This window comes from Candidatus Tisiphia endosymbiont of Temnostethus pusillus (assembly GCF_964264675.1).
Taxonomy (GTDB): domain Bacteria; phylum Pseudomonadota; class Alphaproteobacteria; order Rickettsiales; family Rickettsiaceae; genus Tisiphia.
The window spans coordinates 63,339-86,901 of record NZ_OZ183472.1 but is presented as its reverse complement, the minus strand read 5'-3'; the positions used below and the strand labels follow the sequence as shown (position 1 = coordinate 86,901).

General features: G+C 32.8%; 18 protein-coding genes, 2 tRNA genes and 1 pseudogene. 12 read left to right on the top strand and 9 right to left on the bottom strand.

Translation table 11 applies throughout. The features are described from left to right. Positions 1-45: 45 nt before the first annotated feature. From ACFEL2_RS00435 to hemF, 3 genes are all read left to right on the top strand, one after another. Entirely contained in the window at positions 46-1,323 is a 1,278-nt protein-coding gene (locus tag ACFEL2_RS00435; protein WP_341751444.1) for an MFS transporter, read from the top strand. A 65-nt stretch (positions 1,324-1,388) separates the two neighbouring features. Then, positions 1,389-2,750, top strand: a complete 1,362-nt coding sequence (locus ACFEL2_RS00430) for a hypothetical protein (RefSeq protein ID WP_375332002.1) — start codon at positions 1,389-1,391, stop codon at positions 2,748-2,750. A 68-nt stretch (positions 2,751-2,818) separates the two neighbouring features. Next, positions 2,819-3,655 carry an oxygen-dependent coproporphyrinogen oxidase gene (hemF, locus tag ACFEL2_RS00425; RefSeq protein ID WP_341752324.1) on the top strand — a complete coding sequence of 279 codons (837 nt, stop codon included), beginning with the start codon at positions 2,819-2,821 and terminating at the stop codon, positions 3,653-3,655. 94 nt (positions 3,656-3,749) lie between these two features. Here hemF and ACFEL2_RS00420 read toward each other — a convergent pair. The 3 genes from ACFEL2_RS00420 to grxC form a co-directional block, all read right to left on the bottom strand. Then, positions 3,750-3,826, bottom strand: a tRNA-Arg gene (locus tag ACFEL2_RS00420). A gap of 127 nt (positions 3,827-3,953) precedes the next feature. Next, positions 3,954-4,030, bottom strand: a tRNA-His gene (locus ACFEL2_RS00415). 116 nt (positions 4,031-4,146) lie between these two features. Beyond that, on the bottom strand, positions 4,147-4,419 hold the full coding sequence (gene grxC, locus ACFEL2_RS00410; protein WP_341751446.1) for a glutaredoxin 3: 273 nt from the start codon (positions 4,417-4,419) through the stop codon (positions 4,147-4,149). Positions 4,420-4,494: 75 nt separating this feature from the next. On the opposite strand from grxC, the gene uvrB reads away from it, so the two are divergent. The 4 genes from uvrB (at position 4,495) to ACFEL2_RS00390 (ending at position 13,793) form a co-directional block, all read left to right on the top strand. Beyond that, positions 4,495-6,483 carry an excinuclease ABC subunit UvrB gene (gene uvrB / locus ACFEL2_RS00405; protein ID WP_341752325.1) on the top strand — a complete coding sequence of 663 codons (1,989 nt, stop codon included), beginning with the start codon at positions 4,495-4,497 and terminating at the stop codon, positions 6,481-6,483. A 352-nt stretch (positions 6,484-6,835) separates the two neighbouring features. Next, positions 6,836-9,115 carry an N-6 DNA methylase gene (locus tag ACFEL2_RS00400; RefSeq protein WP_341751447.1) on the top strand — a complete coding sequence of 760 codons (2,280 nt, stop codon included), beginning with the start codon at positions 6,836-6,838 and terminating at the stop codon, positions 9,113-9,115. Positions 9,116-9,271: 156 nt separating this feature from the next. Beyond that, on the top strand, positions 9,272-12,895 hold the full coding sequence (locus ACFEL2_RS00395) for an acyl-[ACP]--phospholipid O-acyltransferase (RefSeq protein WP_410521670.1): 3,624 nt from the start codon (positions 9,272-9,274) through the stop codon (positions 12,893-12,895). 94 nt (positions 12,896-12,989) lie between these two features. Next, the gene (locus tag ACFEL2_RS00390) at positions 12,990-13,793 is read left to right on the top strand and encodes a DsbA family protein (RefSeq protein WP_341751448.1); all 804 of its coding nucleotides are present in this window, start codon (positions 12,990-12,992) and stop codon (positions 13,791-13,793) included. Between the two features lie 258 nt (positions 13,794-14,051). Here the strand turns inward: ACFEL2_RS00390 and ACFEL2_RS00385 are convergent, their stop codons facing one another. From ACFEL2_RS00385 to ACFEL2_RS00375, 3 genes are all read right to left on the bottom strand, one after another. Further along, positions 14,052-14,756, bottom strand: a complete 705-nt coding sequence (locus ACFEL2_RS00385) for a TIGR02281 family clan AA aspartic protease (RefSeq protein ID WP_341751449.1) — start codon at positions 14,754-14,756, stop codon at positions 14,052-14,054. Beyond that, the gene (locus tag ACFEL2_RS00380) at positions 14,753-15,475 is read right to left on the bottom strand and encodes an amino acid ABC transporter ATP-binding protein (protein WP_341751450.1); all 723 of its coding nucleotides are present in this window, start codon (positions 15,473-15,475) and stop codon (positions 14,753-14,755) included. The genes ACFEL2_RS00385 and ACFEL2_RS00380 overlap by 4 nt, the downstream gene beginning before the upstream one ends. A 93-nt stretch (positions 15,476-15,568) precedes the next feature. Then, positions 15,569-16,273, bottom strand: coding sequence for an MBL fold metallo-hydrolase (locus ACFEL2_RS00375; protein WP_375332416.1), 705 nt, complete (start codon positions 16,271-16,273; stop codon positions 15,569-15,571). 73 nt (positions 16,274-16,346) lie between these two features. Between ACFEL2_RS00375 and ACFEL2_RS00370 the strand changes: the two genes are divergently transcribed. The 5 genes and pseudogenes from ACFEL2_RS00370 to ACFEL2_RS00345 all read left to right on the top strand — a co-directional run. Next, positions 16,347-17,018 (top strand): phosphatase PAP2 family protein, encoded by a 672-nt coding sequence (locus ACFEL2_RS00370; protein WP_341751452.1) that lies wholly within the window; start codon positions 16,347-16,349, stop codon positions 17,016-17,018. Between the two features lie 96 nt (positions 17,019-17,114). Beyond that, on the top strand, positions 17,115-17,288 hold the full coding sequence (locus ACFEL2_RS00365; protein ID WP_341752326.1) for a zinc-finger domain-containing protein: 174 nt from the start codon (positions 17,115-17,117) through the stop codon (positions 17,286-17,288). Further along, on the top strand, positions 17,263-19,284 hold the full coding sequence (mutL, locus tag ACFEL2_RS00360) for a DNA mismatch repair endonuclease MutL (RefSeq protein WP_375332001.1): 2,022 nt from the start codon (positions 17,263-17,265) through the stop codon (positions 19,282-19,284). Before ACFEL2_RS00365 ends, mutL begins: the two co-directional genes overlap by 26 nt. Before the next feature lie 43 nt (positions 19,285-19,327). After that, positions 19,328-20,572 (top strand): 5-aminolevulinate synthase, encoded by a 1,245-nt coding sequence (gene hemA / locus ACFEL2_RS00355; RefSeq protein WP_375332000.1) that lies wholly within the window; start codon positions 19,328-19,330, stop codon positions 20,570-20,572. A gap of 394 nt (positions 20,573-20,966) precedes the next feature. Beyond that, positions 20,967-21,176, top strand: a pseudogene (locus ACFEL2_RS00345) (IS110 family transposase); the annotation flags it as partial. A gap of 15 nt (positions 21,177-21,191) precedes the next feature. Here the strand turns inward: ACFEL2_RS00345 and ACFEL2_RS00340 are convergent. The 3 genes from ACFEL2_RS00340 to ACFEL2_RS00330 all read right to left on the bottom strand — a co-directional run bounded on the left by ACFEL2_RS00340 (position 21,192) and on the right by ACFEL2_RS00330 (position 23,540). Then, positions 21,192-21,938 (bottom strand): sugar phosphate nucleotidyltransferase, encoded by a 747-nt coding sequence (locus ACFEL2_RS00340; protein ID WP_341751456.1) that lies wholly within the window; start codon positions 21,936-21,938, stop codon positions 21,192-21,194. After that, positions 21,931-22,683 carry a YebC/PmpR family DNA-binding transcriptional regulator gene (locus ACFEL2_RS00335; RefSeq protein ID WP_341751457.1) on the bottom strand — a complete coding sequence of 251 codons (753 nt, stop codon included), beginning with the start codon at positions 22,681-22,683 and terminating at the stop codon, positions 21,931-21,933. Before ACFEL2_RS00335 ends, ACFEL2_RS00340 begins: the two co-directional genes overlap by 8 nt. A 146-nt stretch (positions 22,684-22,829) precedes the next feature. Further along, on the bottom strand, positions 22,830-23,540 hold the full coding sequence (locus ACFEL2_RS00330) for a B3/4 domain-containing protein (protein WP_341751458.1): 711 nt from the start codon (positions 23,538-23,540) through the stop codon (positions 22,830-22,832). Positions 23,541-23,563: the final 23 nt, after the last annotated feature.

The following is a 23,563-nucleotide window of genomic DNA, read 5'->3' as shown; positions in this document are numbered from 1 at the left end:
GTAGTCTATAATCCGATTTAATTAAATTTGATTGATAAGATATAGATGAGCAAACCTAAATCCGTTTTTTTATCAGCAATTTCAGGAAATATACTAGAATATTATGATTTCACAGTATATTCAGTATTTGCATTAGTAATTGGTCACACATTTTTTCCTTCAAGCTCAAAATTTCTACAAATATTATGGACTCTCGGGGTATTTGCAGTAGGATTCATTACTAGACCAATTGGTGGTATATTTTTTGGTTATGTTGGCGATAAATATGGAAGGCGTATAGCCTTAATTATTTCCATGCTTGGTATGACTATACCAACATTTACTATAGGACTAATTCCTTCCTATCATGACATAGGAGTTTATGCACCGATAATATTAATCATAATGCGTCTTTTTCAAGGCTTATGTATTAGTGGTGAAGGGGCTGGAGCTGCTATTTTTATTCTAGAACATCATCAAAATTTACGACCAGGTTTTACTGCTGGTTTAGTACATGGCTCAAATATGGCTGGTACGTTAATAGCCACCCTTGTAGGAATTATTATTGAACAATATTTTTATCATTTTGATTTTGCTTGGCGTTTTGCATTTTTACTAGGCGGGGCTATGGGGCTTGTCGGTTTCTATTTGCGTCTTCGTGTATCAGAGACTCCAATTTTCAAAATGTTAGCTGAACAAAAGAAAACTTTAAAAGCACCTTTTATCAACGTAGTTAAGACAGCTTGGAAAGCGATGTTTTTAACCTTTTGTACAGGTGCAGTTGCTAGTAGCGTCGTCTATTTAGTAAAAACCTACATTAATGTGTATTACCAGGATGTTATGCATTTTGATAATACAACTTCCCTTATTTATTCATTATATGCAAATTTTATAGCGATGGTATCTATGCCATTATTTGGTGGATTAACTGATATTATTGGAAAATTTAAGACTTTAGCTTTAGTAAGCTTAGCGATCTTGATATTGGCTTTACCTATTTTGTTATCTATGTCATTACCGTTCATGTGGCAACAAATTCTAGCACTAACTATCTTAGGTATTCTTAGTGGGGCAATAGCTGGGGCAGCCTATAGCTTTATTATATCTTTATTTACTCCTGAACAAAAATTTTCAGGGGTATCCTTTAGTTATAATTTGGGTATTACTATATTTGGCGGCACTTCTCCTCTTATTTCTCGTTGGCTTGTTGAAAAAACAGGCTTGTTTTATGCTCCTGCCTTTTATATTATGACTATTTCTAGTATATTTTTAGTTGTCATTTATTTTATGAGAAATGAAATAAGACGATTAATTAAAAATAATAGCTATAAGAGAGAAATATAGCTAATCCGTTAAGGTTCTAGATAACCTATCTGTCATTTTTTACGTTTAATTATACTAAGGTATATATGATAAGTTACGAGGAATTAAAAGCTAGTCTAGATGCAAACATATCATTAATGGAACAAAAAGTTGCTGTTATAGATAACTTAAGAATAAACAGGGAAAAACTACCTAACACAGAACAAATGAAACTATTAGACTCCGGATCAACCCAACATTCTTCAATAATAGCTTTAATGCTTCAAGCAAAATCCAATGCTCGAGCAGAACATGGCATAAATTACCAACCGGTGATAATTAAGGATCATGAGAGTTTGGACAAACTTAAAGACATAGTAAAACAAAAATATGACTCTAAGCAGCCTCTTCACTACGATCTTATCATACAAATGCCTGTTCCAGGAAGAGGAGACGCTCATTGCACACCTCTTCAGATACATTCTAATGGTGATAATATGGAGATTTTTCACATTGATGCAGCAGGAGTTATAACAAATCTCCCTTTTATTTTACAAGTTGCTAACACAGTGAAAATCGATAGCAAATTATATTATAATAATGCTATACAAAAAGATATTTTTAGCTGCTCTACTTTTAGTATTCAGGATTTAAATAGTATGACAAATCTCGGAGCCAAAAATCTGAACCAATCTCTAAACTCCATAGAATCTATACGAGCAAAAGAACACGGCACATGTGACATATTAAAGTTATCCCCACGCTTTGTTAAAAATGCTCAGAGCGGCAAAGCAATAAGAGAGAATCTTGCTAACGAAGCGAATAGAACAGTTATAGTTAGTAAAAACAAAACCCTTGAACAGCATATAGAAGATTATTCAATAACGGTTGAAGTTGCAGAACAAGCCACAGGAGCAATTACAAGAAAAAAACAAAACCGTGCTATTGATTATAAAACTCTAAAATATCTTAAAGCTGCTAGAAATGAGCTTGAGAAAATATATCAGAAAGGTGGAGAGGAACTGATTCAAAAAGTAATTGCCGAGAGAACTGGTGGTATTATTTTTATACCAAGACCGATACAAGAACTAACAAAAGCTGATAAATATAAGATAATGCAATCAACAAAAGATATTTTAACTAACAATAAAGATATAATATCGTTTAATAATGAGATGGATAAATTTATTGATCAATTGACTGTTGATAAAATTGGTAAACAGGCAAATGATCAAGACAAACAACAAATAAGAGAAAGAGTTGAAGCAAAATTAGAGAAAATTATAGCAAAATCACCGGAGAAGGACATTTATACGCAAGCATTACAGCTAATGAAGCAGAAAGATACCGTAAAAGATATAGGAAATATTATACACAATCAGAAACATACTAATGATAGTAGTAAAGCTACATCACTACTTAGAACACAACAAGTAAAACATAACACAGGCTATAGAAATTCAATATAAAAAAAATTATTTTTTCTTAAAGTATTAGTGGAAGAAATTTTTGGAGTATACTGTAAATGACTGGAAAAATTATGATAACTAACAAAGAAAAGGCGATAACATGGTTTAGTAATTTACGTGATCAAGTATGTAGCAAATTAGAGGAAATTGAGCTTGAATATAGTAAGGCAAGAGATTTAGTACCCGCAAAATTCATACGAACACCTTGGGAGAGAAAAAGCGGTGGTGGGGGAGTAATGTCTGTAATGCGTGGTAACTTATTTGAGAAAGTTGGGGTGAATATTTCTACAGTTTTTGGAGAATTATCTCCAAAGTTTAGTAAAAATATACCGGGTACGGAAAATAGTAGGCAATTCTTTGCTACTGGTATTTCTATCGTGGCTCATCTTACTTCTCCATTGATACCAGCGGTACATTTCAACACCCGCTATATTGAAACTGCTAATCATTGGTTTGGCGGTGGTGGAGACCTAACGCCATTTTACCCTAATGAAAATGAGACGACAAAATTTCACAATGCTTTTAAACATGCTTGTGATAAACATGATCCAAATTATTATCCTAAATTTACAAAACAATGTGATGAGTATTTTTACTTAAAACATAGAAATGAGCCAAGGGGAGTAGGCGGTATATTTTATGATTATTTAAATACTGGAAATTTTAATAATGATTTTTCTTTTACTAAGGACGTGGGACAAACATTCTTAACAGTATATCCTGAAATTGTTAGAACAAAGATGCTACTGCCTTGGACTAATGAACAAAAGGATTATCAATTAGTGCGTCGTGGTAGATATGTTGAATTTAACTTATTATATGATCGTGGGACAATGTTTGGCTTAATGACAGATGGCAACGTTGAAGCAATATTAATGTCTCTGCCCCCAGAAGTACGCTGGTAGCTTTTATAATAAATATCAAATTTGTGCAAAAGGTAAAAGCCACTATTATAGAACCTTTTTCACTCATTATTAAATCCTTAGACTCTCAAGTAATTGGTGCATTCGATTGGATTCGAACCAACGACCTCTGCCTTCGGAGGGCAACGCTCTATCCAGCTGAGCTACGAATGCTTAATTTATTGCTGCTTCTCAAACATGAAAATACAATAGATATTTTTCGCTAATAGCAAATACTGATCGTGACTTTTAAATTACCCTATGGCTTTATCTGAGAGAAGAATTTTTAACCTAACAAATATGGGGCGAATGACGGGACTTGAACCCGCGACCCTCAGATCCACAATCTGATGCTCTAACCAACTGAGCTACATCCGCCATGTAACCTGCGTTAAAGTAAATTATTATCACCTATAAGTCAAGTATATTCAAACCAAGTTACCATGACTTAATACTTTTATTCTTAGAATTTTTGCTGTCATAATTATATGATATTATTTTACTAATTCATCTAACTTACCTTCTTCTTCAAGTTTATGAAGAGCGTCACATCCACCAATATGCTTATCATTAATAAATATTTGTGGTAATGTACGTTGTCCATTAGCTTTAGCTTGCAACTCTAATCTTTGCTTGTCACTATAATTGTCTACGATTATTTCTTGATAAGGTATATTTTTTTGATCAAGTAGCTTTTTGGCCTTAGTGCAATAGGGACAATATGTTAATGTATAAATGATGACCGTATAAAAAAGAATGCTTTTCATAAGAGTTACCCTATTTAATTGGTTATAAAACTATTATCCACATATAATAAACTTTTAGCAAGTTACAAGTTAATGATAAATAAGTTTTCAATAGTATCTAAATATAGTCCAGCTGGCGATCAGCCAAAAGCAATTAATGAAATCGTTAAAGGTCTTGAATCTAGAATGCGTTCACAAATACTCTTTGGTATTACTGGTTCTGGTAAGACCTTTACTATGGCAAATATTATTGAGAGAACCGGTCGACCATCGCTTATTATGGTACATAATAAGACATTAGCTGCACAAATTTATTCAGAAATGAAGGCAATTTTTCCCAATAATGCCGTTGAATATTTTGTATCATATTATGATTATTTCCAACCTGAAGCATATATTGCAAAAACCGATACTTATATAGAAAAAGATTCTTCGATAAATGAACAAATAGATTTATTACGACACTCTGCTACTAGGTCACTGCTGGAACGTCGGGATGTAATTGTTGTATCCTCAGTTTCTTGTATTTATGGTCTTGGTTCACCAAATCTTTATTATCAGATGACAATAAGCCTTAAGTCTGGGGAAATTTATGCTAGAGATAAATTGCTTAATGACTTAGTAAATTTACAATATGAGCGTAATGATGTGGGGTTTGAACGCGGTACGTTTAGGGTAAAAGGTGATAATATTGATATATTTCCAGTACATTATAACGATAAAGCTTGGCGATTGTCATTTTTTGGCAATGAACTTGAATATATAAGCGAATTTGATCCGCTTACAGGTGAAAAATTAGCTAAATTGGATCAAGCTGTGATTTATGCTAAGTCCCACTTTGTAACACCTAAAGAAGTAGTACAAAATGCTATATCGCAAATTGAAGAGGAATTACAACGACGTTTAGAATTTCTTAAAGCACACGATAAATTAGTAGAGGCTCAAAGATTAAATCAACGTACCCAATATGATATGGAAATGATGATGGAAACTGGCAGTTGCAAAGGCATTGAGAATTACTCTCGATTCCTAACTGGTAAAGCAAATGGGCAACCCCCGCCAACCTTATTTGAATATTTGCCTAAAGATGCTTTACTATTTGTCGATGAAAGTCACGTATCTGTCCCGCAAATTAGAGCAATGTATAATGGTGATAGGGCAAGAAAAGAAGTATTAGTGGAACACGGGTTTCGCCTTCCATCAGCCTTAGATAATAGACCATTAAAATTTGAGGAATGGCAAGATTTTAGACCTCAAACGGTTTTTGTTTCGGCTACACCGGGGGCTTTCGAATTGGAAGAAACAGCAGGAGTTACGGTTGAGCAAATTATTAGACCAACAGGGCTACTTGACCCAGAATGTATTATAAAACCAGCAACCAACCAAGTTGAAGATTTGCTAAATGAAATTCAATATACGATAAATGCAGGATTCCGTGTTTTAGTGACAACATTAACTAAAAAAATGTCAGAAGATTTAACAAATTATCTACAAGAATTAGGGTATAAAGTATCATATTTGCACTCTAATGTTCATACTCTTGAACGTATGGAAATCATAAGAGATTTACGCCAAGGTACTATAGATATTATTGTTGGTATTAATTTATTGCGAGAAGGTTTAGATATTCCAGAATGTGGACTTGTTGCGATACTTGATGCTGATAAAGAAGGTTTTTTGCGTTCTGAAGTCTCATTAATTCAAACTATCGGCAGGGCTGCAAGGAATAGTCAAGGAAGAGTAATACTCTACGCAGATCGCAACACCAAGTCTATTGATAAGGCTGTAGGTGAGACATATAGAAGAAGAAAAATTCAGGAGGAATATAATAGGCAACATGGTATAGTACCGCAGACAATTAATCACCATATCCATGCACTAATCGAATTAGAAAAATTGGATAGTAAGTTAGATAATAAAAAACAAACTCATATATTATTGGACAATCCAATGAAATTGAAAGCTCATATCGATAGATTAAAGAAGGAAATGTATGAAAAGGCTAGTAATTTAGAATTTGAACAGGCGGCAAAAATACGAGATCAAATTAATGTACTAGAAGAAGCAGCCTTAGAGCTAACTTAATTTAAAGTACTTTCTGTTCCAATTAACCATTAGTTTGGGATAAGAATAAGCCTTTTAAAGAATGAATAATAGTAGAGTAATAGTAATGTACTGGTTAGGGGATGAACAAAATAAGCAATACCGCAAAAATAATGAAAACAGCTATTAGTGGATCATAAAAATCTGTTATATTTATAGATATAACCGAATTTGGAATAACTTGTTATATTAAATTCAGGTTATTTATTACCGTGTATCATCACAACACTCGCAAAAATAAGTTGATGAGTTCTGTAGATTAATAACAGAGATAATTACGATATGTTTAATTTGTTGATAAAACAAGCTGTTTTGTGAAATTGGAATATTCTATATGTATACTAAAAGATTAGAAGCGTCTGTAACGCATGATATTTTAGTCCAACTTGATAATCTTGGTTGGATTGTCGATGAAAAAGACCCAAAATGTAACGTATTTCAACAAAGAGTGAAACTTACAAAGCAAAAAGAATTACTTAACGGTAAAATGCCTGACTTTGTGCTATACAAGGAAGGAAGTAATGAACCAATAATAATAATTGAGGCAAAAAAACCGAATGAAAGTATACAATTAGCAATAAACCAAGCATTGAATTTGTATGCTAAACCACTAAATACGCCACTTATATTTGCTTATAATGGAAGTTATATTGAAACCCAATATTTGTATAATGGGCGTAATCTTAAAATTGATGGAGAAGATGTAAGGCAATTTGTAAATCATCATACGGCACTCAGATTTGTTAACGAAGGATCTGAAATACTATCTGCAGTAAATTTTATTCAGCATTCAAGAGACGAGCTTATTAAGATATTTAAAAGAGCAGCTAATTTACTAAGAGAGGATGGTCTACAAGCAGGTCTTGATAGATTTGGAGCATTTTCTGATATTTTGTTTTTAAAAATTCTTGATGAGATTTCTGTTCTAAAGATGTTGGGGGGCGAGGAGAATACATTAGATGAGTACCTTAGATGGAGTTCATTTTCTCAGAGAAAAGGAAACGAATTGTATCAATATGTGAAAGATGTTGTTTGGATTAAGATTAACAAGAAATATGGTGATATTTTTAGCGAAGCATTCCCTATTAATTCACCTGATATTTTTGAAGAGATTATTTATGAGATTTCAAAACTTAACCTTACAGCTTCAGATAGTGATGTGAATGGTGATGCTTTTGAGTATTTTTTAAAAAATGCTTACCAAGGCATCAAAATTAAAGATTTAGGTGAATATTTTACACCTAGAAACATTGTAAGAACAATGATAAGTATGGTTAATCCTAAAATTGGCGAAACCATTTATGACCCTTTTTGTGGTACAGGAGGGTTTTTAATTGAAGCGTTTAGATATTTAAAAATCAGAACTTCGTTTAACGATGAGATGCAAAATATTCTAAGAAAAAAAACAATTTACGGTTCTGAGATTACTGTAAATGCAAGAATTGCAAAAATGAATATGATTTTGTTCGGAGACGGGCATAGTAATATCAAAAAACAAGACACCCTGTCTGATTATGTAAATCAAAAATATGATATTGTAATTACAAATCCACCATATTCGCAACAAACAAGGTTTGGGTATTTATATCCCATTCAATCAAATAATGGTGACGCTATTTGTGCTTTACATTGCTTTGAAGCTTTAAAACTAGGTGGTAGAGGTTGTTTACTTGTAAAAGAAAACTTTCTTTCAGATGGGGGCGATGTTGGAAAGGTAAGAGAGTATATTTTTAATAATTCATCAAATGTTTCTATTGTTTCATTGCCAAGAAAGCTTTTTGAACCTTACACACCAACAAAAACAAGCATTGTGTATTTCGAGAAAAACAGAAAGATATCAAACACATTCTTTTTTGCAGTTAATGCGGTTGGTCATGAACTTGGTTCAAGAAAGAAGCCAATTAAGGACAATGATTTGCCAGCTGCACTTGATGCTTTCAACAATAAAAAGACTGTTTTAGAAATTGAATCTGCTATAATAGCATCAACTGAAATCTCCAAGAATGGTTATAGTTTGTGGATTTATGATTATTTTGATATTTTTGCTAATTTAAAAGGTGATATTATAAAACTTGGTAATTATATTGAGGAGATAACAGAAAAAACAGAGCCCTCTTTACAGCCAATTACAGATTTTAGAATTTTAGGTGTAAGTAATAGTATTGGTGTTTTTGACAATGAAATTTTAAAAGGTGAGGACATAAACCAAAAATACAAGCAGGTTCAAGCTGGAGATTTGGTATATAATCCGCATAGGATTAATGTGGGTTCTTTAGGTTTAGTCTTTGAAGATTTAAGCGGTGGTTATGTAAGTGGTATTTATACCGTATTTAGAGTTTTAAAGAAATTCCAAGATATTCTACCATCCGAATATTTATTACATATTTTAAAGTCAAAATATTATTTAGCCATTATTGGCAAATACGATACAAAATATGGAGCTGTTAGAGCGAATTTAACTTATGAACAGCTTTGTAATATACAGATACCATTACTTAAAAAAAATGAAATGAAAGAATTTTTAGAAAAGATAAGTAAACTAAATAATATCATGGAAGAATTTCAGAAAATTAAAAATAATCTTAAAGAATCTATACATAAAATTTTACCTTAATTTTTACAACCTTATTAACCTAAAAGTTTCAGCATTATAAATGCTAACACAAAAATTTGTCCTGCAATAAGCCAATTGTTATGCCTTAGAAAAAAGTTGATTATCGAGTAACAAATTACATACTATACTACAACTAAATATGCCTTTGGAGAAAGCATGCCATCAAATCAATTATATTTATTTCGAGATATGCGTTTTTTGCCTATCTTCATAGTACAATTTTGTGGTTGTATGAATGATAGTATACTAAAAAATGCTCTAATTATATTAATTACTTATAAACTATCTAGTCAATTGGTAGAATCAACCCAATTGCTTGTACTTGCTGCTAATACTATTTTTGTATTGCCTTTTGTTATATTTGCAAGTATTGCAGGGCAAGTGGCTGATAGATATGAGCGATCAACTTTAGTTAAAATCATTAAATTATTTGAACTATCCATAGTGCTTTTCGCTACTTATGGGTTTTTCAATAATAATTTAGTAATACTTTTTTTGTCTATATTTTTTATGGGTATACATTCAACATTTTTTGGACCAATCAAATACAGTGTTCTGCCAGATCATTTATACAAAAATGAACTATTGGGAGCTAATGGATTTGTTGAGGCAGGAACATTTATCTCTATTTTAGTTGGTACTATTATTGGAGGATACTACACTATAAGTGGCAATTTAATCATCACTATTCTGATAATAATTGCTATGGTTGGTGTTGTTGCTAGTTATTTTATGCCAAGATCGAATAATTCTAACTGTGAAATTAAAATAAATTTAAATTTATTTCGTGAAAGTATAGAAATGATTAAATATGCTAAAGCTAAAAAGCAAGTATATTTGGCAATTCTTGGTATATCTTGGTTTTGGTTTATCAGTGCAGCAATACTTGCTCAAATTCCATCTCTTGCCAAAGATACTTTTGGAGCGGATGAAAATGTTGCTAATTTGTTCCTTGCAACATTTTCAATTGGAGTAGGGGTTGGTTCTTTTTGGTGTAGTAAGATTTTTGGAAATGAAATTACCACGAAATATGTTTTTGTCTCGGCACTTGGTATCAGTATATTTGGTATTGATTTATTTTTTGCCAGTCGCATTAGTGCAGTTCATTATGAACCGGAACAGTTAAAGAGTATATTTGTCTTTTTATCTAAAAAGCATAATTGGCGAATCATTATCGATTTATTTTTTATAGCTGCCATTGCGGGGCTGTATATTGTTCCGCTTTTTGCAGTATTACAATATTTGAGTTCTTCAGCTCATCGTAGTAGAATAATTGCTATAAATAATTTTGTTAATGCTATATTTATGGCTGGGTCTACTGTAATACTTTCATTGTTATTCCATTGGGGATATTCGATACCATTTGTTATATTATTTATTAGCCTACTTAACATAGTGGTAGCTTATTATATTTATCAATTAATTCCCGAAGTAAAAATAGTACCTTTTGCTGTTAACCGAGCTATTTTAAAATTTCTTTTTGATTGCATGTACAGAGTGGAAGTAAAAGGTATTGAAAATTTTTATAAAGCTGGTAAAAGATCAGTAGTTATCGCCAATCATATTTCATATCTTGATCCTGCATTACTGGCAACTTATCTACCTGAAGAAATGACTTTTGCCATTAATACAACTATGGCTAAAGTGTGGTGGGTAAAACCATTCTTAACGATGGCAAAAACTTTACCCATTGATCCTTCTAATTCAATGGCTATAAAGAGCTTGATTAGGGAAGTACAAAAAGATAAAAAAGTTGCTATATTCCCTGAAGGAAGAATAAGTATTACTGGTTCCTTAATGAAGATATATGAAGGACCTGGCATGATTGCTGAGAAATCTGATGCGACAATTCTACCTGTAAGAATAGATGGTACACAATTTACTCATTTTTCTAAACTTAAGAATATATTAAAAACACGGATGTTTCCTAAGGTTACTATTACTATTTTGCCACCAGTAAAATTTCCTTCTAAGCCGAATATAGATAATAGGGAAAAGCGTAAATATATAGGTCAGGCTCTTTATGATATCATGGCTGATATGATGTTTGAAAGCTCTGATTATCAGAATACTATATTTCAGTCTCTAATTGAGACAGCAAAAGCTTACGGTTTTAACAAAAAAATAATACAAGATATTGATGATAAATCTGTTACCTATCGCCAATTAATATTGGGATCTTTTACTTTAGCAAATTTAATAAAACAGGATACGGAAGTAGCTGACTATGTAGCTCTTATGCTACCTAATATGGTTGAAACTATGGTTACTTTTTATGCTATGCAAGCCTGCTGCCGTCGACCAGTTATGATTGACTATATGAGTGAGGTGAGCAATATAGTGGCTTCATGTAAAACAACGTCCGTTAAAATGGTATATACTTCAAAACAGTTTGTTGAAAAAGCTGGATTACAGGAAGTGGTAGCAAAAATCTTAGCAGCCAATATAAAAATTATTTACCTTGAAGATTTAACACAAAGAATTGATTTATATTTAAAAATTAAGGCTATTATTGCCAGCTTCTTCCCACAAAGTTATTACAACAATATATGTAGCAGTTATGATGATAATGATCCATCAGTTGTAGTATTTACTTCTGGTATTTCAGCAACAGCTAAAGCTGTAGTATTATCACATAGGAACTTGCAGGCTAATAGATGCCAACTTCTAGCTAAGGTACATTTTAGTCCTGATGATTCTGCCTTTATGGCTTTACCGCTTTTTCACTGTTTTGGTTTATCTGGAACAATAATGATGACACTCAATGCTATACCAGTGTTTCTTTACCCGTCTTCTCTGCATTATAGGAGTATTCCTGAGGTAATATACGATATCGGAGCGACAATTATGTTTGGTACGGATATATTTTTGCATGGTTATGCTGTCTATGCTCATCCTTACGATTTTTATTCTATAAGATACGTATTTGCCAGTAGTGAGAAACTGAGAAAAGACACAAGGGAATTATGGCTTGATAAGTTTGGTATAAGAATTTTTGAAGGATATGGTACGTCAGAAACATCTCCAATAATATCTTGTAATACCCCAATGCATTATCGTGCTGGAAGTGTAGGGCGTTTGATGCCTAAAATAGAATATTATATTAAACCAATTCACAATAGACCTCTTGAAGAATTTGTTTCTGCTGAGGAATTTAAAGAAACCACGGAGCTTCGAACCGTAGCGTACTCAAATGTAGGCGAAGAGCAGAGTACCGGTAGTACGAATAAATTACCAGCAGAAATAGAATTATGCGAGAGGTCTATTGGAATAGAGGGGGTAGGACAACTATTCATCAAAGGACCAAATATTATGCTTGGCTATATGCACTCTAATAATCCCGGAATTATCCACCCTACATCATCAGAAGAATTGGGTTTGGGATGGTATGATACTGGAGATATAGTAAAAATTGATGAAGATGGATATCTTACCTTATTAGGTCGTATTCAGCAATTTGTTACAATAGAAGAAGTAATGTCGCTGATATTAATAGAGGATTTAGCTAATATGATCGATGTTGATAGTAAGCATGTTGCTATTTGCCCTGATAATGATAATAAAGACAAACAGATTTTTCTATTGACCACAAGTCAGACCATAAATAGTGAAAAATTCATAGAAATAATGCATAAAAATTCAATAGACTCAAACCAAAAGAATATACCAGTTATTATCCCTGTTAAAGAAATACCAATTCTACCAATAGGTAAAGTAAATTATCGGCAAATAACTAAAATGCTTGAAAATTATAGAAAAGTAACTAGAATGCTGAAATAAGGTACATGAGTGTCATATATGGACGCCAATATACTATATAACTTGGACTAATAAACCATTTATAACAAACTAATCTATTTAATAGAAAAATATTATGCATAATGTTGTTGGTAAAGTATTATTAATTATTGTTGTTGTTCTTCTAGCATTATTTGCTTATAAAACTATGAAGATTCCTAGTGCTTCTACTACGGTTTCGATTAACACTCTCGATCAGCAAGTGTTAGACAGAAAAGAAGAAGTGGAAAAAACTGAACAAATTATAAAAGAATATTTATTAAATAATCCCGAAATAATCATTCAGGCAATAGAAGGTCTTCAGCAGCGTAAAATGCAAGAAATGGAAATAAAAACTGGCGAATATATAAAAGATAATAAATCTGAAATAGAAGATTCTCTTACATCTCCTGTACTTGGTAACCCGAATGGAGATGTAGTCATCGCTACTTTTTATGATTATAATTGTAGTTATTGTAGAAAAGGTCATAACTTTATTAACCAGTTAATCAAATTAGATACGGGGGTTAAAGTCGTTTTAAAACCGTTCCCGATTCTTGGTGATGCATCTAATTATGCTGCAACTATTGCTTTAGCTGTTTATAAAACCACTCCGAGTAAGTTTCAAGATATTCATAATGGTTTAATGGACTTAAAATCTATTACCAAAGAATCTGTAGAAAAATTGTTACTAGTAAATGATCTAAATCATGAAGTAATTGCGGAAGAAATCAATAAAGATGAAATAAAAAATCTCATCGACAAAAATGTTAAGTTAGCAAAGGGTTTAAAAATACAGGGAGTACCTGCTTATATTATTAATGGTAAATTAATAGCAGGAATGGTAGATCTAGACCAATTGCAGACGATAGTTGCTGATATACGAAGTCAAAATAAGTAGTTTTGCTGTTATCCGAGCTACGGTGCATGGAGACTTTGCCTAAAAATACCAATGTAAGTAATGGTACTACAAGACCAAAAACGATATCGACAACGCAATTCTTCAAAGTAGCACCACTACGCATTATGTAAAAACAAACTATTAGAAGCAGTTTGTTAGGAGCTAACACTTGATAGGTGCTATCAAGTTCATAATGGAAGAAGCAAAAATGCTCAAAAATCAATATGTTAGATAGTTGTTTCCTAGAAGAGTATACACCTAATAACTCAAAATCAACATATCTCGATCTATTCTGAAACCTTTAAAACGCTCTAATAACGACATGCCTAGTAACGATACGTCAAGACCGCCAGTACCTATGTGAGCTTCAACATTTCTAAAAAAAGCTCCTCTACCAATCTCAACACTATTTAATCTCACGGGAGCAGCCCTACTCGTACCATTAGCTGTAGAGTAAGTTCTGGTGTAATTTAGTTTTGATAAGTCAAATCCCAGCATTTTAGCATCGTTAGTAGTAAGGGCAACATCACTTGCTCCGGTATCAATCATAAACTTAATCTTTACCCCATTTACTAGTGCATTAATATAAAAATGCCCATCGCTACTACGACTAATCACTAATTCCCCTTGTTTATTGACCCAATTATATGATGGTATTAGTACGGATATGACTCTTTGAGCGGCGTAATTTAACTCAAACTTGAAAGCATAACTAGTAATTATAATTAAGAAAATTCCGCCCCAAGTTAATAATTGAATAGAGAGTATCCTTATACCTTTTTGACTAAAGGAATTATAAACTATACTGATAATCACCAAAATCATTATAAAACAAGTTATACTTTTTTGGTTATCCCAAGAAAAAGCAGCAAATTGTGCAGCTACTAGTTTACGTACACAGAAAGTAATGACAATACTAATGCATAGAATAATTATTAACTTTATAAGACTTTTATTACTCACATTAAATCACCTATATTCTCTAAAAATAATCTTGCTCTATGAGATTTGGGTTTTTCAAAAAACTCTACTGCCGGCTGATCAGCTAAAACTTGTCCGTGATTCATAAAAATGATCCTATCCGCTATCGCTTTGGCAAATTTAATATGGTGAGTAACAACAATCATCGTCATTTGACTTTTTAATAAAGAGATAATTTCAATAATATCTTTAATATTTTCAGGATCTAAAGCTGAAGTAGGCTCGTCAAATAACATTATTTCTGGATTCATCATCAAGGCTCGGCAAATCGCCACTCTTTGTTTCTGTCCCCCAGATAAATTGACAGGAAAGGCGGTAATTCTTTGTCTTAAACCAAATTGTTCTAATAATTTCTCTGCCTTAGCAATGGCAGCCATTTGCTTCATTCCTAAAATATTAACAGGAGCATATATTAAATTATCTTGGACATTTAAGTGCGGAAAAAGATTAAACGCTTGAAAAACCATGCCAATTTTAAGACAAAGTTTCCTTTTATTTTTTTGCGTCAATTTTTTGTCATCGATTAACACATGCCCACTGGTGGGAACTTCTAAAGCATTGATAATTCGCAATAAAGTAGATTTACCACTACCAGAAGATCCTATAATCGCTATAGTTTCTTTTTTCTTGAACTCAAGACTAATATCTTTAACAGCATAGGTTTTGCCATAATTTCTTGAAACCTTATCGAGTATTATCATATACTCCTAATAATTTGAAAAGTTGATAGACCTACGTGAATTCGGGATGAGAATTAACTAATTTTTATCCCGAATTGGGGTAACTCAGGTTTGTTAAACTATAAATTTGTAACCATCATATAGAGGTTTTATATTACTTGGCAATATTTTTGATATCTCATGGTAATCAATAAAATGATTCATATTCGTTAATAATATTTGTTGAGGTTTATATTCATCGTTCCACTGTAAAACTTTATCTAATCCTGCATGGCAATCATTAGATTCATACGCCATACAGTCTAATATCCAAACATTGATATTTTTCAAGAATGGTTTAGATTCTGCCGGAAAAGCTAGCACATCACTAGAATATACAAAATCATCCATTCTAATACCTAAACTATCTATAGGACCATGATGTTGTCTGAAGAATTGTACATCTATGGTATTAATTTTAAATTTTGCAAAAAAATCTACCGGTCTTGCAATCAGTTTGTCTGGAGCAAATAAATGTTGGTGACGATTCTCAGTTTTCAATGCTGTGCTACTGTCAGAAAAAATTTCTAGTGGTATTTTTTGGAAAAATGGAAATACACGTAACTCATCAATACCGTTAACATGATCTGCATGATAATGGGTTAATATAGCACCATCCAATTTTTTAATCTTTTCTCGCATTAATTGATTCTTGATATCAAAACCAAAATCAACAAGAATTTGACTATTACCATCATCGATGTATATTGATGATCTAGTTCTTTTATTGTAACTTGAAGTAGAAGTGCATATATTGCAATCACAATTAATTATCGGCATACCAAGTGATGAGCCACATCCTAGCACTGTTATTTGTAGCATATACTTAAACCAAACAAAATTGAAATTGAAAATGTTTGAACTTTTATATAATTTCCATGGTCTTAATCAAGAGATATTCTTGTGGATCAATAGAATTACTAACCATTTTAGCATAATAGCTTATATTCTACAAATTATCTCTTATTGTTTTAATATTACCAACTTTGCTATCGTTTATTTTATATATTGTGGATATTTCTATATCCAGTTAAAAAAGATTCAAGATTTTAATCAGCGTCAGATCAAATTTTGGTCTATATATAATAAAATGGTAATGATTGGTATAATTTATGCTATATTCGGTTGTACTTATGCTCTATTTAAGTTTTCGGTTAATATACCTAGACCATTTTGCTCATTACCTCTTAATAGTTTTGTAACAATTGCTAATGTTGAAGTTGAAAGATGTTTATCCAGTTTTCCAAGCAGTCACTCCGGATTAGCATTAATGGTATCTTACTGTATTTGGTCATATATAACAATGTGGCAAAAAATTATAGCCTTTTTGATTGTTTTATTAGTGGCAGTCTCACGTATTACTCTTGCTATGCATTACCCAGCTGATATTATTTATAGTTTCCTTATCACCATAATGATTATAGTGGTTAGTAAAATGATTTTTAAAATTTTTACCAACAATTTAATAAAATGGTTTGGTGAAAGGATTCTTTCTCTATTATATCATTATTTTCTAGACCACTAATATAATTAGTGATTTTTATTTTGAATAAATTTCACTTATGTTTTATAGTAGTAAGATACTAAAAAACTCTTATATAGCTTCAAATTTATGCAAAATATGGAAATTATTGAGACTATCTCTACATCCGTATCATGTTTTGGCAAAGAACCACCTTTTGATCATCCAAGAATTTATTTGAAGATTGATTCAACCAAAGGCTCTATTGTGTGTCCTTATTGTAGTAAAACATTTGTGTTAGTAAGTAATGAAGATAAAACTCCTGTCAGATAGTACTATAAACCGCATCGCTGCTGGGGAAGTAATTGAACGACCAGCTTCGGTAGTAAAAGAATTAGTTGAGAATGCTATTGATGCAGCTAGCACTAAGATAGATATAAGCTTACAGCAAGCAGGGAAAAATCTTATTATTATTTCTGATGACGGAATAGGCATGTCTGAAGAAGATCTAAAAATTGCTGTAGAACGTCATACTACTTCTAAACTTGATGAGTCAGATTTACAAAATATTCACACTTTTGGCTTTCGCGGAGAGGCATTACCTTCAATAGGTTCTGTAAGTAAGATGTTGATTACTTCAAAGGCACGTGGGGCTGATAGGGCTTATCATATACAACTTAGCGGTGGGCATAATAGAGAGATTAAACCTACCATTCATAACGAGGGTACTAAGATTGAAATACGTGATTTATTCTTTGCCACCCCTGCAAGACTAAAGTTCTTAAGATCTGATAAAACTGAATTGGCAGCTTCGGTTGATGTAATCAAGAAAATTGCATTAGCTCATCCTAAAATCAGTATTAATTTATCTCATGATGGCAAAAATATCATAAAAGTAAAAGGTCAAGATGGAAATTTTGATGATCTGTTAAAGCAAAGAATAATTGATATATTGGGTTATGATTTTATTGAAAATTCTGTCCATATTAATCTACAAAGACCGGAAATATCAGTATATGGCTTTACCAGCATTCCTACCTTTAATAGAGCTTCTGCTGAGGATCAGTTTTTATTTGTTAATAATAGACCCGTTAAGGATAAATTACTACAAATCGCTCTAAGACTAGCTTATCAGGATTATTTAGCTCGGGATAGACATCCAGTTTCAGTTTTGTTTCTACAGATAGATCCCCACATGGTCGACGTTAATGTACATCCTGCCAAAACAGAAGTAAGGTTTCATGATCCGGGTACTATACGGGGATTACTAATAAGCTCTATCAAAGATGCCCTTGCCACTAGAAGTCATATGGTGTCAACGAATATTGCCACAACTGCCTTAGGTCTTTTTCGAAATACTACTACTAACTTTGTTAAAACAAATAAGGCATTTCAAAAGAACCCTGCCTCTTCTTCTGACAAAGTATATCCAAATGGTTTAAGTATATCTGATAATATCAGTACTTATAAGGCTCAAAATTTAACCATCCCTAGGCACAATGATAGTTCTAATGTTCAGCAACAATTAATAAAGACAGACCCACATGCTAAAGTAGAAGTGCTAGAGGATGATATCCTAGACCTAGATTGTAATAATAAACCTCTTGCAAAATTCACTTCTACTAGGGAATCTGCAGGAGGATTGAAACCTCATCCTTCAAGCAGTATGGCAAATTCCGTTATGGATTCGAGTCTAGCACCATTGCCTAAATTACCAGCAGAAGTAGAGTTATGCAAAAAACCTAATGTGCTACTCGGAGCAGCGAGAGCCCAACTACACGGCACTTATATAATATCACAAACAGCAGATAGTATTATTATCGTAGATCAACATGCAGCACATGAGCGTTTGGGATATGAGAAAATTAAGCAAATGATAAGTAACAATGGCTTAATTAAGCAACGATTACTCATGCCTGAGATAGTAGAATTACCGGATGTCAAAAGAGCTGATTTATTGTATAATAAAAAGGATGATCTTTCTAAATTAGGTTTAAGCCTAGAAAAATTTGGCGAGCGATCTATCATTGTATCAGAGAGTCCAAGCTTACTTGGAAATACCGATATAAACCGACTTATCCAAGACTTGGCAGATAATTTATCTGATCTTGGTGAAAATATTTCCTTGATTCAATTGATTGAACATGTTACAGAAACCTATGCATGTCATTATGCTATCAGAGCAGGTCGTAAATTATCTTCTGAAGAAATGAATGAATTATTAAGACAAATGGAAAAAACCCCATTTTCTGGTCAGTGTAATCATGGTAGACCAACTTACATCGAACTCAAACTCAAAGATATTGAGCGATTATTTGGACGTAGGTAACCTGAGGTTAGGTAGGTTTTAAACTGTATAAAAAAATAATATAATGTCTAACTATAATAATATATTTGATAATCACATAACTAGAATTAAACAAGAAGGCAGATATCGTGAATTTGTTCCTGTTCAAAGGCAGGCAGATAACTTTCCGTCTGCTTGGCATGGTGATAAAGAAATTGTTATGTGGTGTATCAATGATTATCTTGGTATGAGTAAGCATCCAGATGTTACCAAAGCTGCTCTAGAGGCTACAACCAAATATGGAATTGGTTCTGGTGGCACAAGAAATATAGGCGGCAATAATAGCTGCATAATAGAATTAGAGCAAGAACTAGCAACCCTACATAATAAAGAATCAGCTTTAGTATTTACGTCCGGTTATGTTGCCAATGATACTACCCTTGCAACACTGGCAAAAATAATGCCTAATATAGTTTTTTTCTCAGATGAATTAAATCACGCTTCTATTATTTCCGGTATCTGTAACTCAAAAGCTGAAAAACATATTTATCGACATATTGATATTCAACATCTTGAAGAATTACTCAAAGGAGTGGATATTAATAGACCAAAGATTATTGTTTTTGAGTCAGCTTATTCTATGGATGGATTATTTTCTCCCATAGAAAAAATAGTGAACTTAGCTAAAAAATATAATGCTTTAACCTTTATTGATGAAGTACATACAGTGGGTCTATACGGCAAGCATGGTGCTGGCATTGCCGATCTTCAGGGTTGTGCTGATAAAATTGATATGATCCAAGGAACGCTTGGTAAGGCTTATGGCACTATTGGTGGTTATGTTGCAGCCAATCGTCAAATTATCGATTCTATAAGGCTTACTGCACCAGGTTTTATATTCACCACCTCTCTACCCCCAGTTATTGCTTCAGCAGCAACTGCCAGTGTTCGTCATTTAAAAAATTATAATATAGAGAGGGAAACTTACCAAAAGGTAATAGCCAAGGTAAAAGAATCTTTTGATAAAGCTAAAGTGAATTATTTTAAAAATGATAGCCATATTATACCAATAATTATTGGCGATCCAATTAAAGCCAAACAAGCCTCTAATATGTTGCTAGATAACTATAATATTTATGTTCAGCATATTAACTTCCCAACAGTACCACGTGGCACAGAACGTTTAAGAATCATCCCAACACCTAACCATACCTACCAAATGATTCATGACCTCACCACAGCCCTTGTTGAAATTTTTAGTACTCTCGATATATCACCATCAATCAATTCTTACTCTATAATAAAATTACCTTTACACCCTGCAGCGTAGCATAATTGCAATCAGTAGTTAATGTACATAGTAGCATTAACTACCAAAGATGCCATTCCTACTTGTCACTATGTCATCAACCATGATTTTAATAGCAGGTGTAGCAATAATAATTCTTCTTACTAATACATTTGCTTCGATCGATTTCTAAAGAAAATAATGTATAATAGACCTCTTTCGAAACTCGCTTGTGCACAAGGGTGTGAAGGAGACGCTTCACCTCGAACCGCAGCGTACTCTAATTCCGTTACGGATTCGAGTACCGCATCATTGTCCAAATCACCAGCAGAAGTAGAGTTTCGAAAGAAGTCTAATGAAAATTATTAAGAAATGAACTAACATGACCACAATATAACACTGAATTCGATGTAACTTGTTACATCGAATTCAGGTTAGCGGTAGATATAGCGGATATAGACATACAGGTCATGGTCGAAATTTTGTTAGACCTATGTTGTTTGTAGCTGCTATGGCTGCTAGAAATTCTAACTCTGAACTGAAGGTATTTTATGAAAAATTGATCAATAGAGGAAAAAAGAAAATGGTGGCGATGGTAGCATTAATGCGTAAAATCATTGTGATTGCAAACGCTAAGTTACGTTGAAGAATTTTGTGTGTATTACCTGCCCATTAACTTAGCAATAGTTTTATTAGCTTCTTCTAGCTCCTGTTTAGTATTTACTCCAAGCACTATGTCGTGGTCTGAAGATAGCAAATATGATACTTTTTCTCCGCTATCCTTAGCTATTTTTACAAGGGCGGTCAAATACAACTCTTTTGATCTATCAACCTTACCTAAAAAAATACTAGGTAGATATTTTTTTAATATACCAGCTTCAAAAGCCATAATACCAGAATTACAAATTGTTATAGCTTGTTCTTCACTCGTTGCCTCTTTAAATTCCACAATTTTTAAGAAATATCCTAGTTCATCAGTAACTATTCGTCCATATTGCCCCGGGTTATCACGTCTAAAGCATAACGTTGTAATGGCTGAATTGGTAGAAACTAGGTGGTCTAGTAAATCATTAATAATATTTGCGGTGATTAAAGGATTATCTCCGTACAGCACTGCTACAATTTTATTATCGTCAACTAAGTCTAAAGCAGTATATACTGCATGAGCAGTACCAAGAGGTTCTAGCTGTAATGCAAATTTACAAACCTCCTTATAAGAAGAGGTATATTCTTCTAATTGCAATGAACGAACTAAAATGATATCGTTAGTCACTTTGTTAGCATTTGTTATCACCCTATCAAGCATAGGTCTACCACCAACTTCGTGCATTACTTTTGGTAACGAAGATTCCATTCTTCTCCCATTACCGGCAGCTAAAACAATAACTTGGCAATCCATATTAAGCATCTTTCATAGTTTCATAAATTGCGTCAGATAATTCATAATTACCAAAAACTTTTTGCACATCATCACTTTCTTCTAAAATATCCACTAATTTTAATAGCTTCTCTGCTTTATCATTATCTTCTATAATTATGGTATTTTTAGGCACCCAACCTACGTAAGATTCTTCAGGATGTCCATATTTATTGGTCAGAAAATCAACAGCTTGCATAAAGTTCTCAATATCCGTGTAGATTAAATATGTATCTTCTTCAGAAATCACATCTTTTGCCCCAGCCTCTAGGCTACTGTCAAACATAGCTTCTGTTGTTGCTAAATTTGCCGGATATTGTATTACTCCAAGATGATCAAACATATAACTGCTACTTCCAGTTTCACCTAAATTACCACCAAATTTGCTAAAAGCTGCTCTAATTTCCGCAGCCGTACGATTTTTATTATCAGTTAAAGCCTCTATTATTATCGCAATCCCACCAGGAGCAAAGCCTTCATATCTAATTTCTGTATAATTTTCATTATTACTCGAATCACTTGCTGCACTTATTGCCTTATCTATTCGCTCCTTTGGCAAATTTTGACTACGAGCTGCCGCTATACTACTTCGCAATCGTGGATTATTGCTTATATCAGCCCCTAGTTTAGCAGCAGTAATAATTTCTCTAACTAACTTAGTAAAAATTTTTGCTCTTTTCTTATCTTGTGCACCTTTTCGGTGTTGAATATTTTTAAATTTTGAATGACCAGCCATATTGTAATCTTAAATCATTTTAAAAAATCTACTCATTATAGCTAAACTAACGCCTCTTCGCAATGACGGAGCAACGCTAATCAGGTTAGCTATAGTAGCCGAATCGTACCAAAAGGCTGCTTAAAGTCAATAATAAATTCTTCAAATTATAGAAGTAATTCTTGAAACCCATCTTTGATCGAATAAGTATGCACATTAGTAGCACCAGCATATTGTGTTAATAACCTTGTCATTTCATGCATTTGTTCTTGTAACAACTGATTTCCATCAAAACTAAAAATTATTGTAATAAGATCAGTTGTTGAGTCCTGAATTAAGGCCTTACTTGAATCAGATGTAGGGCTGCCAAATGGTCCATCCTGATCACATAACACGGGTAAATGCTCAAGATTAATTGCCCTCTTTGTAGTACCAATATAAGTTTCCCCTAGTTTTCCTGGTCGAAATTCAATATCTCCTGATAACTTAGATAAATCATAAGATCCTACAGACCGTAATGAAGTAATAGAAATATAATTATTTATGTCTACAACCGTATTAATTTGATATAATCCCTTATCTGAAAGAATTCTTTTTAATAAAGCTTCATTAGAGCCCGGGTAACTAGAAACTTTTACCCCTAAGTTCTTGTAAGCATCGCGTAAAGCTTTAATAGGAATTAGTTCACTAATTGTTTTAGGAGCATGTTTTTTTTGACTTTTGCCACTATCTTGCAACAAATCCCATAAGCTTTGGTTTAATGAACTTACTTGCACCTTTGCTGTAACAACTCCTAATACTAGAACCCCTCCTGAGGCTTCCATCAATTCTTTGCTGATACTTATTCGTCTGTTAAACTCTCGTACCACACTTTTCATAATTGAATCTCCAATAATTTAAT

What these genes read in the sequence shown, in the direction of transcription:
- ACFEL2_RS00435 (WP_341751444.1), top strand. Translation starts at nt 46, where the DNA reads ATGAGCAAACCTAAATCCGTTTTTTTATCAGCAATTTCAGGAAATATA.
- ACFEL2_RS00430 (WP_375332002.1), top strand. Translation starts at nt 1,389, where the DNA reads ATGATAAGTTACGAGGAATTAAAAGCTAGTCTAGATGCAAACATATCA.
- grxC (WP_341751446.1), bottom strand. Translation starts at nt 4,419, where the DNA reads ATGAAAAGCATTCTTTTTTATACGGTCATCATTTATACATTAACATAT.
- ACFEL2_RS00400 (WP_341751447.1), top strand. Translation starts at nt 6,836, where the DNA reads ATGTATACTAAAAGATTAGAAGCGTCTGTAACGCATGATATTTTAGTC.
- ACFEL2_RS00395 (WP_410521670.1), top strand. Translation starts at nt 9,272, where the DNA reads ATGCCATCAAATCAATTATATTTATTTCGAGATATGCGTTTTTTGCCT.
- ACFEL2_RS00390 (WP_341751448.1), top strand. Translation starts at nt 12,990, where the DNA reads ATGCATAATGTTGTTGGTAAAGTATTATTAATTATTGTTGTTGTTCTT.
- ACFEL2_RS00380 (WP_341751450.1), bottom strand. Translation starts at nt 15,475, where the DNA reads ATGATAATACTCGATAAGGTTTCAAGAAATTATGGCAAAACCTATGCT.
- ACFEL2_RS00375 (WP_375332416.1), bottom strand. Translation starts at nt 16,273, where the DNA reads ATGCCGATAATTAATTGTGATTGCAATATATGCACTTCTACTTCAAGT.
- ACFEL2_RS00370 (WP_341751452.1), top strand. Translation starts at nt 16,347, where the DNA reads ATGTTTGAACTTTTATATAATTTCCATGGTCTTAATCAAGAGATATTC.
- ACFEL2_RS00365 (WP_341752326.1), top strand. Translation starts at nt 17,115, where the DNA reads ATGGAAATTATTGAGACTATCTCTACATCCGTATCATGTTTTGGCAAA.
- mutL (WP_375332001.1), top strand. Translation starts at nt 17,263, where the DNA reads ATGAAGATAAAACTCCTGTCAGATAGTACTATAAACCGCATCGCTGCT.
- hemA (WP_375332000.1), top strand. Translation starts at nt 19,328, where the DNA reads ATGTCTAACTATAATAATATATTTGATAATCACATAACTAGAATTAAA.
- ACFEL2_RS00340 (WP_341751456.1), bottom strand. Translation starts at nt 21,938, where the DNA reads ATGCTTAATATGGATTGCCAAGTTATTGTTTTAGCTGCCGGTAATGGG.
- ACFEL2_RS00335 (WP_341751457.1), bottom strand. Translation starts at nt 22,683, where the DNA reads ATGGCTGGTCATTCAAAATTTAAAAATATTCAACACCGAAAAGGTGCA.
- ACFEL2_RS00330 (WP_341751458.1), bottom strand. Translation starts at nt 23,540, where the DNA reads ATGAAAAGTGTGGTACGAGAGTTTAACAGACGAATAAGTATCAGCAAA.